This is a genomic window from Roseixanthobacter liquoris (assembly GCF_043195135.2).
Classification (GTDB): Bacteria; Pseudomonadota; Alphaproteobacteria; order Rhizobiales; family Xanthobacteraceae; genus NCEH01.
Window position 1 is genome coordinate 3,690,247 of sequence record NZ_CM195537.1, and the last position, 17,880, is coordinate 3,708,126.

General features: G+C 67.6%; 7 protein-coding genes. 6 read left to right on the forward strand and 1 reads right to left on the reverse strand.

Translation table 11 applies throughout. The features are described 5' to 3' along the window. Positions 1–23: 23 nt before the first annotated feature. Positions 24–1,664, reverse strand: coding sequence for an alpha-amylase family glycosyl hydrolase (locus tag V5F84_RS16755; protein ID WP_394041254.1), 1,641 nt, complete (start codon positions 1,662–1,664; stop codon positions 24–26). Between the two features lie 223 nt (positions 1,665–1,887). Between V5F84_RS16755 and V5F84_RS16760 the strand changes: the two genes are divergently transcribed. Genes V5F84_RS16760 through treY form a run of 6 tightly spaced genes read left to right on the forward strand, consistent with a single transcriptional unit; the run spans position 1,888 to position 17,848 of the window. Continuing rightward, entirely contained in the window at positions 1,888–5,241 is a 3,354-nt protein-coding gene (locus V5F84_RS16760; protein WP_394041255.1) for a maltotransferase domain-containing protein, read from the forward strand. Next, positions 5,242–8,553 (forward strand): maltose alpha-D-glucosyltransferase, encoded by a 3,312-nt coding sequence (gene treS, locus V5F84_RS16765; RefSeq protein ID WP_394041256.1) that lies wholly within the window; start codon positions 5,242–5,244, stop codon positions 8,551–8,553. Positions 8,554–8,585: 32 nt separating this feature from the next. Next, positions 8,586–10,829 carry a 1,4-alpha-glucan branching protein GlgB gene (gene glgB, locus V5F84_RS16770; protein WP_394041257.1) on the forward strand — a complete coding sequence of 748 codons (2,244 nt, stop codon included), beginning with the start codon at positions 8,586–8,588 and terminating at the stop codon, positions 10,827–10,829. Next, the gene (gene glgX / locus V5F84_RS16775; protein WP_394041258.1) at positions 10,826–12,955 is read left to right on the forward strand and encodes a glycogen debranching protein GlgX; all 2,130 of its coding nucleotides are present in this window, start codon (positions 10,826–10,828) and stop codon (positions 12,953–12,955) included. Before glgB ends, glgX begins: the two co-directional genes overlap by 4 nt. 46 nt (positions 12,956–13,001) lie before the next feature. Next, positions 13,002–15,068: a 4-alpha-glucanotransferase gene (gene malQ, locus V5F84_RS16780; protein ID WP_394041259.1), complete on the forward strand. Its 2,067-nt coding sequence runs from the start codon at positions 13,002–13,004 to the stop codon at positions 15,066–15,068. After that, positions 15,065–17,848: a malto-oligosyltrehalose synthase gene (gene treY, locus V5F84_RS16785; protein ID WP_394041260.1), complete on the forward strand. Its 2,784-nt coding sequence runs from the start codon at positions 15,065–15,067 to the stop codon at positions 17,846–17,848. The genes malQ and treY overlap by 4 nt, the downstream gene beginning before the upstream one ends. The last annotated feature ends 32 nt before the right edge of the window (positions 17,849–17,880 follow it).

Consider the following 17,880-nt stretch of genomic DNA (forward strand, 5'->3'; position numbering starts at 1 on the left):
GGGCGCCGCTCCGCGCGCCGGCGTCAGGAGGGCAGGATCGCCCCGTCCGCCAGCACCACCATCACACCCTCATTGGCGCGCAGGGCGATTTCGCCGGACATCCGCTCTCCCTCGCGATCGCAGAAGGTGGAGAGCAGCACCTCGCCCGAGACCCCCGGCAAGGTGGCCGCCAGCGGCTCGGCGCCGAGATTGAGGGCGACCAGCATCCGCCCCGCCCCGTCCAACGCACGGACATAGAGCAGCAGGTCGCCTTGGGCCGCGAGGGCGCAATAGGCGCCCAGCATCAGCTCCGCGCGCCCATGCCTCAGGGCGATGAGCCGCCGCACCAGGGTCAGCATGGACTGGCCATTGCCGCGCTGGGCCGCGACGTTCACTTCGGGAAAATCCGCCGCCAAAGGCAACCAGGGTTCGACGGTCGAGAAGCCCGCGAACGGACCGTCGTCCCATTGCATGGGCGTGCGCACGCCGTCGCGGCCAAGGCCGAGGCCGGGGACGTTCTTCTCATAAGGGTCCTGGATCCGCTCGGGCGGGATGGGCACGTTCGCCATGCCGATCTCGTCGCCGTAATAGAGCGTGGGCGTACCACGCAGGGTGAGCAGCAGCATCGCCGCCACCCGCGCCTGGTCCGGCCCGACGCGGCTCGCGATGCGCGGGCGGTCATGATTGCCCAGCACCCAATTGGGCCAGCCGCCGACGGGCAATGCGGCCTCATAGGCGGCGATGAGCCGCTCCAGCGCACGGGCGTTCCAGGCGGTATCCAGCAGGGCGAAATTGAACGGCAGGTGCACCCCGTCGAGATTTGCGCCGTAATACGCCACCAGACGCTCGAAGGGCAGATAGATTTCCCCGATCAGCAGCCTCTCGGGAAATTCATCGACGACCGCGCGCAGCCCGGCGATCACGTCCTGCACCTCGGACAGGTCCGTGGTGTGCAGCGGCAGGAGGCGGGAATAGGGATTCATCCCTGGGGCGAACGCCGGATTTTCCGGATTGTCGCGGAATTGCGGGTCCTTCAGCAGATGCCAGATCACATCGACCCGGAAGCCGTCGACGCCGCGCCGCATCCAGGTGCGCATGGCCTCGTGGATCGCCGCGACCACCTGCGGATTGCGCCAGTTGAGGTCCGGCTGTCGATCGAGAAAGGCGTGGTAATAATATTGCCCGCTGGTCACATCGAAGGCCCAGGCGCTGCCGCCGAATTCGGACAGCCAGTTGTTGGGCGGGCCGCCGTCGGGCGCCGGGTCGCGCCAGATGTACCAGTCGCGCTTGGGATTATCGCGGGAGGCCCGGGCCTCCTGGAACCAGGGATGGGCATCGGAGGTGTGATTGGGCACCAGATCCAGCAATAGCTTCATGCCGCGCCCGTGCACCGCCGCCACCAGCCGGTCGAAATCCTCCAGCGTTCCGAACAGCGGATCGATGCCCACGTAATCGGCGACGTCATAGCCGAAATCGGCCATGGGCGAGGGGAAGATCGGCGATATCCAGATGGCGTCCACGCCGAGATCGGCGAGATAATCGAGCCGCGCGAGCAGACCCGGCAGATCGCCCACCCCATCGCCCGAACCATCCTGAAAAGAGCGCGGATAGACCTGATAGATCACCCCCGTCTGCCACCAGGGGGCCGGCGGCCGGGCGGCCCCGATCTCGTTTTCCGCATCCATGGACGGTCCTTCCCCTGGCTTTGCGCGCCGCGCCGGCGCCATTCAAGCAGCCCGGCGCGACCGGCGCATTACGCATCCCCCGGCCGGGCACGGGCACCGGCGCGATGGTCACAACGGGCGGTACGCCGCCCCGGTTCCGCTCCTTGCGTGCGGGTCCGCGGCCCGCTGCGCCCAATGGCCTGCGAAAGAAGGGGAACCGCCGCTGCCCTGGGGCGTTGCCCCTTTGAAGGGCTCAGCCGGCTTCCTGCCGGACGATGAGTCATTCGCCTTCTCCCGCCGCAGTGACGAGCCCATGCTGAACCTCTCCGAACCGCGCGCCAGCCATCAGACCTCGCTTTCGGGCCGCCCGGCCCCCCGGCTGTATTTTCTCGATCCCATGCCGCCCGCCGCCTTTGACAAGGCCTGCGCGCACGCGGCCGCGCTCGGGTTCGACGCCATCCTCCTCGCGTCCCCCTTCGCCACCGGCCGGGATAAAAACGTCTTTCTCAGCGCCGACCACGACCAGCTAAACGCGCGCTTCGACATTCCAGGCGACGCGCTCGACGCCCTCGCGGGGTTGGCCGACCAGGCGCGGCAGCAGGGGCTCGACCTGTTCCTGGATCTGGTGGTGGACCGCATGGCGCCGGACGGCCTCCTGCCCGCCATGGAGCCCTCCTGGTTCGTGGCGCGCGACGCGGAGCCCGCCGCCCCCGATCCCCGCCGCCCGCCGGCACGCGAGGGGGCGCAGGTGAATTTCGCCGATGGCGGGGTCGCGGGCGCGGTCGGCGCCTATTTCGCCGATCTGGTCGCCGCTTTGGTGGAATGCGGCGCCGCCGGTTTTCGCTGCGACGCCCCGCAGCGCGTGCCGGTGGACGTGTGGCGCAAAATCATCGGCGCCGGGCGGGACGCCGACGGTGACACCCGCTTTCACGCCTGGACCCCCGGCCTCACCTCCGCGCAGATCGAAGCCCTGCTGCCCGCCGGCTTCGACGGCGGCTTTTCTTCGCTCGCATGGTGGGATGTGCGAAAGCCCTGGCTGGCGCAGGAAATGGCACTGCTCAACCGCCTCGGCCCCGTGATCGCCTTTCCCGAGGCCCCCTTCGCCGCGCGTCTCGCGCCCCGGCCGGAAGGGGGCGATCCGACCCGCGTGCACCGGCGGGCGCTCGCGCTCTCAGCAGCCCTGGGCGACGGGTTGCTGGTTCCGGCCGGCTTTGAATTCGGCGCCCGCGATCCGCTCGATCCCACAGGCGCTGTGGCCACCGATCTCGCGCAATTGCGGGACACCGCCGCATTCGATCTTTCCCCCGCGATCGCCGCGGCCAACCACGCCATGGCGCATCGTGCGGCCGGCGAGGCCAGCGGCCCCTGGCGCCTGATCTCGCCGCCCGCCGCCCCGCTCGCCGCGCTGCTGCGGGAGCGCGAGGACGGGGAGGCGGCGGAACTTGTGATCGCCAACGCCAGCCTCGAGCGCCCGGCGCAGGCCAACGGCGCCGCCTTATTGCCGCGCACCGACGGCTTCGCCCGCTTCGATGGACCCGACGGCGAGCCTTTCGACACCACGTCCACCTTGTCCCTGCCGCCGGGCGCCGTGGTGCGCCTGCACGGCCGGCGGGCGCACCCCATTCTGCTGGAGGAACAAGGCCGCAAGGGCGCGCTCAATGCCGCGCGCGCGCAGCGCCTCGCCATCGAAGCGGTCAGCCCGGCCGTGGACGACGGCGCCTTTGCCGTGCGCCGGATCGTCGGCGAGCGCATCACGGTGGAGGCGGACGTGGTGAGCGACGGGCATGACGCCATCGCCGTCGCCCTGCTCTGGCGCCCGGCGGACGATGCCACCTGGCGCGAGGCGCGCATGGTTGCACTCGGCAATGATCGCTATCGCGCCGATTTCCCCCTCGAGCGCCTGGGCCGCCACCTCTTCACCATCGAGGCGTGGCGCGACCCCTATGCGAGTTTCCATCACGAGCTTTCCGCCAAGGTGAAGGCGGGGCTCGACGTATCGTTGGAGATCGAGGAAGGCCGGGTGCTGGTGGCCGGCGCCTCCGCCAGCGGGGAGGCCGGCGCGCGCATCGCCGCATTCGGTCTCGCGCTGGCACGGGCCGATGCACAGGCGGCGCGCGACCTGCTTCTGAGCCCGCAGGCGCAGGAAATCCTGGCCGCCAGCGACGTGCGCCCGTTCGCGGTGCGCCATCCCCGCTTGTTTCCGGTGGATGCGGAGCGCGAGCGCGCCACCTTCGCCGCCTGGTACGAAATTTTCCCCCGCTCCACCTCGGGCGACGTGAACCGCCACGGCACGTTCGACGATGTGATCGCCGACCTGCCCCGAATCCGCGACATGGGCTTCGACGTGCTTTATTTCCCGCCGATCCATCCGATCGGCGCGAAGAACCGCAAGGGGCGGGACAATACCCTCACGCCCGGCCCGGACGATCCCGGCAGCCCCTATGCCATCGGCTCGCACGAGGGCGGCCACGGGGCGGTGCATCCCCAACTCGGCACGCTCGCCGACTTCCGCCGCATGCTGGCGGCCGCGCGGGACCATGGCCTTGAGATCGCGCTGGATTTCGCCGTGCAGTGCGCGCCCGATCATCCCTGGCTCGCGGCGCATCCCGGCTGGTTCGACTGGCGGCCCGACGGCAGCATCAAATACGCGGAAAATCCGCCGAAGAAATACCAGGACATCGTGAACGTGGACTTCTTCGCGAAGGATGCGGTGCCCGACCTGTGGCTCGCCCTGCGCGACGTGGTGTTGCACTGGATCCGCCAGGGGGTGCGCCTATTCCGCGTGGACAATCCGCACACCAAGCCCTTCCCCTTCTGGGAATGGCTGATCGGCGACGTCCGCGCCCGGCATCCCGACGCGGTGTTCCTGGCCGAGGCCTTCACCCGGCCGAAAATCATGCACCGGCTGGCGAAGATCGGATTTTCACAGTCCTATACCTATTTCACATGGCGCAACACGAAGGCGGAACTCATTCAATACATGAACGAGCTGACCGCTGCGCCGGTCAGCGAGTTTTATCGGCCGCATTTCTTCGTCAATACGCCCGATATCAATCCCTATTATCTTCAGACCTCGGGCCGGCCCGGCTTCCTGGCCCGCGCCGCCCTCGCCGCGACCCTCTCCGGGCTGTGGGGCATGTTCTCCGGCTTCGAATTGTGCGAGGCGGACCCGGTTCCTGGGAAGGAGGAATACGCCTCTTCCGATAAATACGAGATTCGCGCCCGAAATTACGGTTCAGAGGGCGGTATTGGGGCCGAAATCACGCTTCTCAACCGCATTCGTCGGGAGAATCCGGCGCTGCGCACCCACCGCGGCCTGCTGTTCCTGAATGCCTGGAACGACCAGATCCTGGCCTTCGCGAAATTCACGCCTGATCGTGACAACCTATTGGTAATTCTAGTCAATCTCAATCCGCACGCGGCCCAGGGGTGTGATTTCGAGGTCCCGCTCTGGGAACTCGGCCTCCCCGACCATGCCACCATCCATGTGGAAAATCTCATTCATGAACAATCCTTTAGCTGGAGCGGCAAGATCCAGCACCAGCATCTCGACCCGGCCCTCCCGTTCGCCATCTACCGCTTGTCCGGGGAGGCCTGAATGAGCGAGCCCGACGCCGGCACCGCCAATCCTTATTGGTACAAAGACGCCGTCATTTATCAGGTTCATGTAAAATCCTTCTTCGACTCCAACAACGACGGAATCGGCGATTTTCCGGGCCTGCTCTCGAAGCTCGATTATATTGCCGATCTCGGCGTCGATACCATCTGGCTATTGCCGTTTTATCCCTCCCCCCGGCGCGACGACGGCTATGATATCTCGCTGTACGAAGGCGTGTCGCCCGATTACGGGACCATGGAGGATGCCCGCCGCTTCATAGAAGCGGCCCATGCTCGCGGCATTCGCGTCATCACGGAACTGGTCATCAACCACACCTCCGACCAACACCCATGGTTTCAAGCCGCCAGATCCGCCCCGAAGGGCTCCGCCGAGCGTAATTATTATGTATGGGCAGATGATGATCACGGATATTCAGGGACGCGGATCATCTTTCTTGATACGGAAAAATCGAATTGGACTTTCGATCCCGTGGCCGGCCAATATTTCTGGCACCGGTTTTATTCCCACCAGCCTGACTTGAACTTCGACAATCCGGAGGTTCTCGAACGGGTGCTGTCCGTCATGCGCTTCTGGCTGGACATGGGGGTCGACGGGCTGCGGCTCGATGCCGTCCCCTATCTGATCGAGCGTGAAGGGACGTCAAACGAGAATCTGGACGAGACTCACGCCATTCTCAAGAAGATCCGTGCCCATCTCGACGAAAATTATACCGGGCGTATGCTGCTGGCGGAAGCCAATATGTGGCCGGAAGATACTCAGCAATATTTCGGATCGGAGGGGGATGAATGCCATATGGCCTTCCATTTCCCGCTCATGCCACGCATGTACATGGCCATCGCGAAGGAGGATCGCTTTCCGATAACCGACATCTTGCGGCAAACGCCGGCGATTCCTGAAAACTGCCAGTGGGCAATCTTCCTGCGCAATCACGATGAGCTGACGCTGGAAATGGTAACGGATTCGGAGCGCGACTATCTCTGGACCGTCTACGCCGCCGATCGCCGCGCCCGTATCAATCTAGGAATTCGTCGGCGGCTCGCGCCCTTGCTTGAGCGCGACCGCCGGCGCATCGAATTGATGAACGCATTATTGTTCACCATGCCGGGAACGCCGGTTATTTACTACGGCGATGAGATCGGGATGGGCGATAACATCCATCTCGGCGACCGCGATGGCGTCCGCACGCCCATGCAATGGTCGCCGGACCGCAACGGCGGCTTCTCCCGCGCCGATCCGGAGAGCCTCGTTCTGCCGCCGATTCAAGATCCGCTCTATGGTTATTATGCACTGAATGTGGAAGCGCAGCTGCGTGATCCCCATTCGCTGCTGAACTGGACGCGGCGGGTGCTGGCGATCCGCAAGCGGCACAATGCATTTGGACGCGGTACCTTCCGCCTGCTCTACCCTGGAAATCGCAAGATCCTGGCGTACCTGCGCGAATACCAGGATGAAACCATATTGTGCGTGGCAAACCTGTCGCAGACCTTGCAGGCGGTTGAGCTGGACATCGTTGAATTCGAGCATCGCGTCCCGGTCGAGATGGTGGGTGGAACGCCCTTTCCCCCCGTCGGCCGCCTGCCCTATCTGCTGACTTTGCCAGCCTATGGCTTCTACGCCTTCAACCTTTCGAAGGAGGTCGCAGAACCCAGTTGGCACGCGCCGCCGCCCGAGCAACTTCCTGAATTCATTACGCTTGTTCTGCGCTCGGGTCTGCCGGAAATCGGCCGAGACCGCCACAAGGCGCTGCTGGAGAGCGAGGCCCTGCCGGCCTATATCGGCCGGCGCCGCTGGTTTGCCTCCAAGAACGAGAAGCTGGGTGCGGTCCGCATCGCCTGGTCCCTTCCGCTTCCGGCCGGTGCCGACCGCTCGGACCTGCTCCTCGCCGCCATAGACGTCGAGGTGGGGGGGCGCACCGAGCAATATATGATGCCGCTCGCCATCGCCTGGGAAGACCAGCAACCCGCGCCGTTGGTGACTCAGCTTGCCCTTTCGCGGGTTCGGCAGGGCCGCCGGGTGGGATATCTCACCGATGCGCTGACGCTCGACGCCATGCCCCATGCGATGATCGCCGCCTTGCGGAAGGAAGTCGCTCTGCCGATCCCCGATGGCGGCGACCTGCGGTTCGTCCCCACGGCGCGGCTCGCAGCCATGGAGATTCCCGCCGACACACCGGTGCTCCGCATCGCCGCGGAGCAGTCCAACTCGACCATCATCATCGAGGATCTGGCGGTATTGAAGGTGGTGAGGCGCACAGTGTTCGGCATCCATCCGGAATCCGAAATGGCGCGCCATCTCACCGAGCAGGATTATGCGAATACGGCTCCGTTGCTTGGCGAGGTGGTGCGCTTCGATGGAGAGAGCCGGCCCGCGGTGGTCGCGCTGCTGCTCGGGCACGTGCGCAACCAGGGCGACGGCTGGACCTGGATGGTCGAGCAATTGCGCCGCGCGCTCGGCGCCACCACGCCGGCCGACGAAGAAAAGGGCGCCGCGTTCGACGAGCAGGTCAACGGTCTCACCCCGTTCATCCGCGCCACCGGACGCAGGCTGGCCGAACTGCACGCCGTCTTGGCCCGCCCGAGCGAGGACCCGGCCTTCGCCCCCACCATCGCCGAGGCCGAGGACGCGGCGGCATGGGGCACGCAGGCCGCCGCGGAACTGTCCCACGCGCTGGATCTCCTGGCCGCGCACGGTCCGTTCGAGAGCACCGAGACGGCCGCGCGCGTGCGCGCCCTTCTCGACAGCCGGGCCGCTTTGCTGCGGGTCGCGGATGCCCTCGCTTCGACCGCTGTGGGGGCGCTGATGACGCGCATCCACGGGGATTTCCACCTTGGGCAGATCCTGGTGTCCGGCGGCGATGCCTACATCATCGATTTCGAGGGCGAGCCCCGGCGCACCATCGCCGAACGCCGCGCCAAGACCAGCCCTTGGCGCGACGTCGCCGGCTTGATGCGTTCGCTGGACTATGTGCGCGCTGCCGTCGATGCGTCCGCCGGCGACATCCGCGCCTGGGAGACGGCAGCCGAGCGCCAGGCCCTGCTCGAACGCTTCCGCAGCCGGTCGGAGCGCAGCTTCCTCAGCGGCTACGCCGAAGGCGGCGGGCCCTCGGCGAGCATCGACCGGCCGTTGCTGGATCTCTTCCTGCTCGAAAAGGCCGCCTACGAGGTGGCGTACGAGGCGGCCAACCGGCCCGCCTGGATCGGCTTCGCGGCGCGCGGCCTGCATGATCTTGCCGTGCGGCTCGCCGGCGCGGTGGACGTCGAATGCGAGCCCACACGGGAGGATGCCCATTGAACGTGCCCCCGCGCCTGCCAGGAGAACCAGCGATGACCATCGCCGAGCACGTCGAACCCGATCTGGCGCTCGATCCCGCCGCCGTCGAGGCATTGGTGGACGGGCGCCACGGTGATCCGTTCGCCCTGCTCGGTCCACATCGGGTCGGGCAGGACATGGTGCTGCGAACCTTTCAGCCCGGAGCCCGCGAGGTCGAGGCCGTCGATCCGGCCACCGGCACACGTCTCGCGACGCTGCGGCAGGTCCATCCGGCCGGGCTATTTGCCGGCAAATTCCCATCGGCCGATGGGACCCGGGAGGGAGGCGGCCCGCCGCGCTATCGTTTGCGGATCCGCTGGGGCGACGGCGGCATGCAGGAAAGCGAAGACCCTTACGCCTTTCCGCCGCTGCTCGGCGATCTCGACCTCCACCTGCTGGGCGAAGGCACCCATCTCGGTCTTTCCGAGGTGCTTGGCGCCCATGTGGCGAGCGTGGACGGCGTCAGCGGCGTGCGGTTCGCCCTGTGGGCGCCGAACGCGCGCCGGGTCTCCGTGGTGGGCGATTTCAACGGCTGGGACGGACGGCGCAATCCCATGCGGCTGCGCCATTCCGCCGGCATCTGGGAGATCTTCATCCCCCGTCTCGGCGCCGGCGTGCGCTACAAGTTCGAACTGCTGGGCGCGGATGGAAACCTGCTGCCGCTGAAGGCGGATCCGCTCGCGCGGGCGGCGGAACTGGCGCCCGCGACGGCGTCGATCGTCGCCGATCCGGCGCCCTTCCATTGGAGCGACGCCGGCTGGATGGCGCAACGCGGCGCGCGCCAGAATGTGCAGGCGCCCATCTCCATCTATGAGCTGCATCCCGGGTCCTGGATGCGCCATCTGGACGATGGCCGCAGCTTCACCTGGGAGGAACTGGGCGACCGCCTCATTCCCTATGTGGCCGACATGGGCTTCTCCCATATCGAGCTGATGCCGGTGATGGAGCATCCGTTCGGCGGCTCGTGGGGATACCAGCCCCTCGGCCTGTTCGCGCCGACCGCGCGCTTCGGGCCGCCCCATGCCTTTGCGCGCTTCGTGGACCGCTGCCACGCGGCCGGCATCGGCGTGCTGCTGGACTGGGTGCCTGCGCATTTCCCGAGCGATGCCCACGGCCTTGCCCGGTTCGACGGGACCGCGCTCTATGAGCATGCCGACCCGCGCGAGGGGTTCCACCACGACTGGAATACCCTGATCTACAATTTCGGCCGCTCGGAAGTCTCCGGCTTCCTCATCGCCAGCGCGCTGGAATGGTTGTGGCATTTCCATGTGGACGGGCTGCGCGTGGATGCGGTCGCCTCCATGCTGTACCGCGACTATTCCCGAAAGCCGGGCGAATGGGTGCCCAACATCCATGGCGGACGGGAGAATCTGGAAGCGGTCGCGTTCCTGCGCCGGCTGAACGAGACGGTGCACGCCGAGGCGCCCGGCGCCATCATGGTGGCGGAGGAATCCACCGCCTGGCCCGGCGTCACCGCGCCCGTGGCGCTCGGCGGCCTCGGCTTCGACTTCAAATGGAACATGGGGTGGATGCACGACACCCTGCGCTATATCGGCCACGCGCCCATACACCGGCGCTACCACCACCACGACATGACGTTCGCGCTCGTCTACGCCTTCTCGGAGCGCTTCGTCCTGCCGATTTCCCACGACGAAGTGGTGCACGGCAAGGGATCCCTGCTGGGCCGCATGCCGGGCGACACCTGGCAGCGCATGGCCAATCTGCGGGCCTATCTCGGCTTCATGTTCGGCCATCCCGGCAAGAAGCTTCTGTTCATGGGCTGCGAGTTCGGCCAGACGGGCGAGTGGAACCATGACGCTGAACTGCCCTGGTTTCTCCTGGACGATCCGTTCCATCGCGGCGTGCAGAAGCTGGTGCGCGATCTGAACGCCCTCTATCGCGAGGTGCCGGCGCTGCATGCGCGCGATACCACGCCCGACGGCTTCGCCTGGGTCGTGGGGGACGACGTGGACAATTCGGTGTTCGCCTTCTTCCGCTTCGCCGATGGGGGCGCGCCGGTGCTGGTGGTCGCCAATATGACGCCGGTGCCGCGCCACGGCTACCGGATCGGCGTTCCGCACGGCGGTCCATGGGAGGAAATGCTGAATACGGATGCCGCCGAATACGGCGGCTCCGGCATCGGCAATCTCGGCGCGGTCGAGGCGGTCGGCGGAGAGAGCCACGGCCAGCCGTTTTCGGTCACACTCAGCCTGCCGCCGCTCGGCGTCCTGATGCTGCGGCCGAAGGCAAGGCCATGACGCTCCCGCCGCTCCCCGATCGTCTGGAGGGGGGGAGGCCCTATCCCCTCGGTGCCGTGACGAACGGGCTCGGGACCAATTTCGCTGTGTTTTCCGCCAATGCGGAGAAGATGGAATTATGCCTGTTCGAACCGTCCGGCCGGCGCGAGGTGGCCAGGTTCGCGCTGCCGGAATGCACGGACGAGGTCTGGCACGGCTATCTGCCCGGCGCATTCGAGGGGCTGGTTTATGGCTACCGTGCCCACGGCCCGTTCGATCCCGCCCGCGGGCATCGTTTCAACCCGGCCAAACTGCTGCTCGATCCCTATGCGCGGCAGATCACGGGGCCGCTGCGCTGGTCGGATACCCTGTTCGGCTATCGCATCCATGGCGGGCGGGCGGACCTTTCGCTCGACCGGCGCGACAGCGCCGCAGCCATGCCGAAGGCCGTCGTCGTGGGCGAGGCGACGGACTGGGGCGACGAGCGCGCCCCAAACGTGCCGTGGGAAGACACGGTTATCTATGAAGCCCATGTGCGCGGCCTTTCCATGGGGCGCACAGACGTGCGCGCGCACGAGCGCGGCACCTTCGCGGCCCTCACCCATCCCCGCTTCATCGAGCATCTGCAAAGGCTCGGCATCACCGCCATCGAGCTGATGCCGGTGCATGCCTTCCTTCAGGACCGCTTCCTGCTGGAACGGGGGCTGCGCAATTACTGGGGCTATTCCACCCTCGCCTTCTTCGCTCCGGAGCCGAGCTTCCTGTCCACCGGGTCGCTGCACGAGATGCGCGCCGCCATCCGCCGCCTGCATGCCGCCGGCATCGAAGTCATCCTCGACGTGGTCTACAACCATACCTGCGAAGGCAATGAGCTTGGCCCTACGCTCTCGTTCCGCGGCCTCGATAACGCCAGCTACTACCGTCTCCTACCCGGGGACGAGCGCTATTACATCAACGACACCGGCTGCGGAAACACGGTCAATCTCTCCCATCCGCGTGTCCTGCAAATGGTGATGGACAGCCTGCGCTATTGGGCCACCGCGTTCCGTATCGACGGTTTCCGGTTTGATCTCGGCGTCACCCTGGGGCGTGAGCGCACGGGCTTCGATCCCGGCTCCGGCTTCTTCGATGCGATACGCCAGGACCCGGTGCTTGCCCGCTGCAAGATGATCGCCGAGCCCTGGGACATCGGGCCGGATGGCTACCAGCTCGGCTGCATGCCGCCGGGCTTCGCGGAATGGAACGATGCCTTTCGCGACGGCGTGCGGCGGTTCTGGAGCCGCGAGCCCGGCCGGCGCGGCGATCTCGCGGCGCGGCTTTCGGGGTCCGGCGACACTTTCGATCGGCGCTTTCGCAAGCCCTCGGCCTCGATCAATTACGTGGCCTCCCATGACGGCTTCACCCTCGCCGATCTCGTGTCGTACGCGCGCAAGCACAACGCCGCCAATGGCGAGGACGGCCGGGACGGGCATGACGCCAACCACAGTGCCAATTGGGGCGTCGAGGGGCCGAGCGTTGATCCCGCCATCCTGGAAACCCGCGCGCGGGTGACGCGGGCCATGCTGGCGACGGTGATGTTCGCCCAGGGCACGCCCATGCTGCTGGCCGGCGACGAGTTCGGCCGGACGCAGAAGGGCAACAACAATGCCTATTGCCAGGACAATGAAGTATCCTGGATCGATTGGGAGCGGGCCCGTGCGCCGGACGCCCGGGCGCTTACCGCCTTTTTTGCCCGCCTCGCCGAAATCCGCCGCCGCTTCGCCATCCTGCGCACGCCCCGTTTCCTGCACGGGCTGGTGGAACTCGCGCCGGGCCTGCGGGACATCGGCTGGTTCGACGAGACCGGCGCCGAGCTGCACGGCGATGCGTGGCATGCGGACGGCGGGCACACGCTGGCCTTGCGGCGCGCCGGCCCGGCGACGATCGTGGGCGATGTGCCGCCGGGCCGGCTGGACGTGCTCCTGCTGCTGATGAATGCGAAGGACCGCCCGGTGATCTTCCGTCTGCCCGCGCCGGCGGTAACATGGCGCGTGCTGGTGGACAGCGCCGCCGGCCTCGTCTCCGAGCAGCGCCCGATCGAGGAGGAGACATTGGTTTCAGCCCTCAGCATCCGCCTCCTTGCCGCCCATCTGGACCCGCAGCCGTGACCCGGCCGGCCCGTTCCGCGCGCACTTTTCCCTGAAGGCCATTCCCATGGACGATGCCCTGCTCGATCTCGCCCGGCTTGCCGGGATCTCGCCTTTCTGGACCGACGCCTTCGGCCGCCCCCAGGCGGTGCCCCATGAGGTTCTGCGCGCGATCCTGCGTGCGCTCGATCTCCCCGCCGATACCCCCGGCGACATCGCCGACAGCCGCATGCGCCAGCGCGGCGGCACGGTGGATGGGCTTGCGCCCCTCGTGACGCTGGATGCGGGGCACGCGCTCCGCGTTCCCGCCGCCAAGGGGGCCGTGCGCATGCGCTATCGCGTGACCCTCGAAGGCGGCGGCCTGGTGGAGGGCGAGGCGGAAGTGGAGGACGGCACCATCGCCCTGCCGGCCCTCGACATGCCCGGCTATCACCGCCTGGAGCTGGGCGATGCCGAGGCGATCCTGGCGGTGGCGCCGGCGCGCGTGTTCGGGCTCGCCGATGTGACCGGCCGGGAGGATCCGCGCCTGTGGGCTCTCGCGGTACAACTCTACGCCCTGCGCCGCGACGGCGACGGCGGCATCGGCGATTTCTCCGCCCTCGCGCAGCTCTCGGTGAAAGCGGCGAATGCGGGTGCCGCGGCCCTGGTGCTGAGCCCGGTTCACGCGCCCTTCGCGGCCGATCCCGCCCACTACAGCCCCTATTCCCCCTCGAGCCGGCTCTTTCTCAACCCGCTCTACGCGGACCCGGGGCTCATCTTCGGCGGTCCGGCGGTGGACGAGGCGGTGGCGGCGCTGGATCTCGGCCCGTTGCGCACCTCGCTTGAAGCCTCTGAACTGGTTCAATGGGACAAGGCTGGTGCAGCGAAGATATCGCTGCTGCGCCATCTGTTCGAAACCGTGCTGCCGCGCGAGCCGGAATTGATGGCTCAGTTCCAGGCCTTCCGCGCCGCGGGGGGGCAGAATCTCGCGGACCATGCGGTGTTCGAAGCCTTGCACCAGCGCCAATTCGGCGAGGGGCGCGGGCAATGGCATTGGCGCGGCTGGCCGGAAGGATTTCGCGATCCGCGCGGTCCCGCCGTGGCCGGCTTCGCCCGCCGCCACGCGCACGAGGTCAGCTTCCACGCCTTCCTGCAATGGGTTGCCGACAAGGGGTTGGCGCAGGCGCAGGATTCCGCCCGTTCCGCCGGCATGGGCGTGGGCCTCATCTCCGATTTGGCCGTGGGCGCGGACGGCGGCGGAAGCCAGGCGTGGAGCCGGCAGGACGAAATGCTCATCGGCTGCTCCATCGGCGCGCCGCCGGATCTCCTGAATTCGGTGGGCCAGACCTGGGGGCTCACCGCCTTCTCGCCGCGCGCCTTTGCCGCCAACGGCTTTAGAAGCTTCCTCGACATGCTCCGCGCCGCGATGGCCCATGCGGGCGGGGTGCGCATCGATCACATCATGGGCCTGTCGCGCCTTTGGATGGTGCCGGATGGCGCGCCCCCGGCGCATGGGGCGTATCTCGCCTATCCCTTCGACGATCTCGCCCGGCTGGTGGCCCTGGAATCCCACCGCCACCGCGCCATGGTGATCGGCGAGGATCTCGGCACCGTGCCCGACGGCTTCCGCGAGCGCCTCGCGGCGCGCGGCATCCTCGGCATGCGGGTGCTGTGGTTCGAGCGCGAGGGCGATCGCTTCAAGCCGGCTGAGGCCTATTCCCGCGATGCCATCGCCGTGACGGGAACGCACGACCTGCCCACCGTCACGGGTTGGTGGAGCGGGCGCGACATCGACTGGCGCAGCCCTGCGGGCCTGCTGTCGGAAGGCAATAGCGAGGAGGCCGAGCGCAGCGGCCGCGCCGAGGATCGGGCCCATCTGTGGGCCGCCATCGGCGACGACGGCCTTCCACCGCCCGACCAGGGCGAAGCCGTATTGGATGCCGCCCTGCGGTTTCTCGCCGGAACGCCGAGCCCGCTGGTGGTGGTGCCGATGGAAGACGCGCTCGCTTTGCCCGAGCAACCCAACCTGCCCGGCACGGTGGAGGAGCATCCCAACTGGCGCCGACGCCTCGCGGCCCAGGCGGCCCACATACTGGAGGAGCCGGCCGTACAGCGGCGGCTTCATCTGCTCGACACCGCAAGGAGCAAGGGATGACCGCGCCGCGCGCCACCGTGCGCCTCCAATTCCATCGCGAATTCCCGCTCGATGCGGCCATTCCGCTGGTGGATTATTTCGCCGATCTCGGCATCAGCCACATCTATTCCTCGCCGCTGCTCACCTCTCGGCCGGGCTCGCGCCACGGCTATGACACGGTGGACCACGGCACGCTCGATCCCGAATTGGGCGGCGAGGCGGCCCTGCGCCGTCTGGTGACGGCGCTGCGGGCGCGGGGCATGGGGCTGATCCTGGATATCGTGCCCAATCACATGGGCGTCGGCGGGGCCGACAACCCGGTGTGGCTTGACGTGCTCGAATGGGGCCGCGAGAGCACCTATCGCGACTTCTTCGACATCGACTGGAGCCCGGCGGACACGCGGCTTTCGGGAAAGGTCATGGCGCCCTTCCTCGACCGCCCGTATGGCGAGGCGCTCAAGGCGGGGGCCATCCGCCTCGACTACGATACCGCGCGCGGAATCTTCCATTTTCGCCACCACGATCACGTCTTCCCCGTGTGCCCACGCCAGTATGGCGACGTGCTGGGCGCTGCGAGCCTGGATCGCCAAGGCGGCCTCGCCGCCGAACTGGCATTTTTGGAAGACCCCGCGAGGCCGAAAGCCGATGTCCAGGCCGCGAAGGAGCGCATAGCGCTGATCTTGACCCGCGACGGCGCGCAGATCGCCGCCGCCGCGCTTGAGGCCTTCGATCCGCGTGCTGACGCGGGGCAGGCGCGCCTGCATGGCCTGCTGGAAAAGCAGAATTATCGCCTCGTCTGGTGGCGCGCGGCAAACGACGAGCTCAACTGGCGCCGCTTCTTCGACATCACCGGCCTCGCGGGCGTGAAGGTGGAGCGCCGCGAGGTGTTCGACACGGTGCATGCCCTGGTGTTCCAGCTGTATGCCGAGGGCCTCATCGATGGCCTGCGCATCGACCATGTGGACGGCATCGCCGATCCGGGCGCCTATTGCCGCCAGCTGCGGCGCAAGCTCGGGGCGCTGGAAATCCGGCGGCCGCAGGACGCGCCGGCGGGCGGCTATGTGGTGGTGGAGAAGATCCTCCACGCCGGCGAGACGATGCCCGCCGCATGGCAGATGGACGGAACCACCGGCTACGACTTCATGGACGAGGTCTCGGCCCTGCTCCACGACCCCAGTGCCGACGATGCGCTGGAAAAGATCTGGAGCCAGGCGGCCCAGGATGCCGGCACCTATGCCGGCCAGATGGAGGCCGCGCGGCGGCAGATCCTGCGCGAGGGTTTCGGCGCCGAGATGAACACCGCCGCGCGCGCCCTGCACGAAGTGGCGCAGCAGGATCTCGATACCCGCGACATCACGCTCGCCTCCATCCGCCGTTCCTTGAGGGAACTCGTGGTGGCGTTTCCGGTCTATCGCACCTATGCCGACGCGAGCGGACGCTCGGCGCAGGACTGGACCTATTTTTCCCAGGCGCTCGCCCAGGCCCGGCGACGCCTTGCACCCATCGACCATCCGGTCCTCGACCTTCTGGACCGCTGGCTCGGCGGGGAAGCGCCGCGCGCGCTCGGCGGCGACACGGAGCAGGCCGGCACCCGCGCCTATGCGATCGCAAAATTCCAGCAGCTCACCGCCCCGATCGCCGCGAAGGCGGTGGAGGATACGGTCTTCTATCGCTACGCACGGCTGCTCTCGCGCAATGAGGTCGGCTCCGATCCGGGGCAGCTCGCCTTGCCGGTGCGCGCCTTTCACGCGCTGGCGGAAGCGCGCGGCGCGCAGTTTCCCAATGCCATGCTGGCCACCGCCACCCACGACCACAAGCGCGGCGAGGACAGCCGCATGCGGCTCGCGGTTCTCAGCGAGATTCCGCAGGAATGGTCCCTGGCTCTGGCGGACCTCCTGGCCGCGGCCGAGCCGCTGCGGGACGCCTTGGGCGCCTTGCCCGCGCCAACCCCGGCCGACGAGGTGATCCTCTATCAAACCCTGATCGGCGCCTGGCCGCTGGATCTCGGCCCGGAGGATGGCGGGCGGCTGCACGGCCTGCTGGAACGCGTCGCCTCCTGGCAGATCAAGGCATTGCGGGAAGCCAAGCGCCATACCAATTGGGTCTTTCCCAATACGGACTATGAGGCGGGCTGCGACAGTTTCCTGCGCCTCATTCTCACGGATGCGCGGGGCAAGGCGGTGCGGGCGAGGCTGGCCGCGCTCGTGCAGCGCCTGGCGCCCGCCGGCGCGCTCAATACGCTGACGCAGATCGCACTTAAATATACCCTCCCCGGCGTGCCGGATCTCTATCAGGGGACGGAGTTCTGGGACTTCAGCCTGGTGGACCCGGACAATCGGCGACCGGTGGATTATCGTGCCCGCAGGGCCACGCTCGCCCGTCTCGGCACGCCGGCCGCCTGCCTGCCCCATTGGCGCGACGGACGGGTGAAGCACAGCCTGATCGCGACGCTGCTGCGCGCGCGGGCCGCCCATCCCGATCTGTTCGCCCACGGCAGCTATCTGCCCTTGGAGGTAACGGGACCGGCCGCCAACCAGGCGATCGCCTTCGCCCGCCAGAACGGCGCGTCGCGGCTGGTGGTGGTGGCGAACCGTCTGTGCGCCGGCTTGCTGGATCCTACCGCCGACACGCCGCGGGTTCCGGGCGACGCGCTCCAGGACACTGCTCTCCAAGTGCCGGCGGAGCTTGCGGGCGCCTACGGCGACCTTGCGGGCGATCACACCGTCGCACTCGCCGAGACGACGCCGCTCGCCGCTCTGCTGGAGCGCATGCCGGTTGCAGTGTTGCTGAGGGCGCCCTGAGGAACCGGAATCACCCGGAATGCGTTATGCTT

What these genes read in the sequence shown, in the direction of transcription:
- V5F84_RS16755 (WP_394041254.1), bottom strand. Translation starts at nt 1,664, where the DNA reads ATGGATGCGGAAAACGAGATCGGGGCCGCCCGGCCGCCGGCCCCCTGG.
- treS (WP_394041256.1), top strand. Translation starts at nt 5,242, where the DNA reads ATGAGCGAGCCCGACGCCGGCACCGCCAATCCTTATTGGTACAAAGAC.
- glgB (WP_394041257.1), top strand. Translation starts at nt 8,586, where the DNA reads ATGACCATCGCCGAGCACGTCGAACCCGATCTGGCGCTCGATCCCGCC.
- glgX (WP_394041258.1), top strand. Translation starts at nt 10,826, where the DNA reads ATGACGCTCCCGCCGCTCCCCGATCGTCTGGAGGGGGGGAGGCCCTAT.
- malQ (WP_394041259.1), top strand. Translation starts at nt 13,002, where the DNA reads ATGGACGATGCCCTGCTCGATCTCGCCCGGCTTGCCGGGATCTCGCCT.
- treY (WP_394041260.1), top strand. Translation starts at nt 15,065, where the DNA reads ATGACCGCGCCGCGCGCCACCGTGCGCCTCCAATTCCATCGCGAATTC.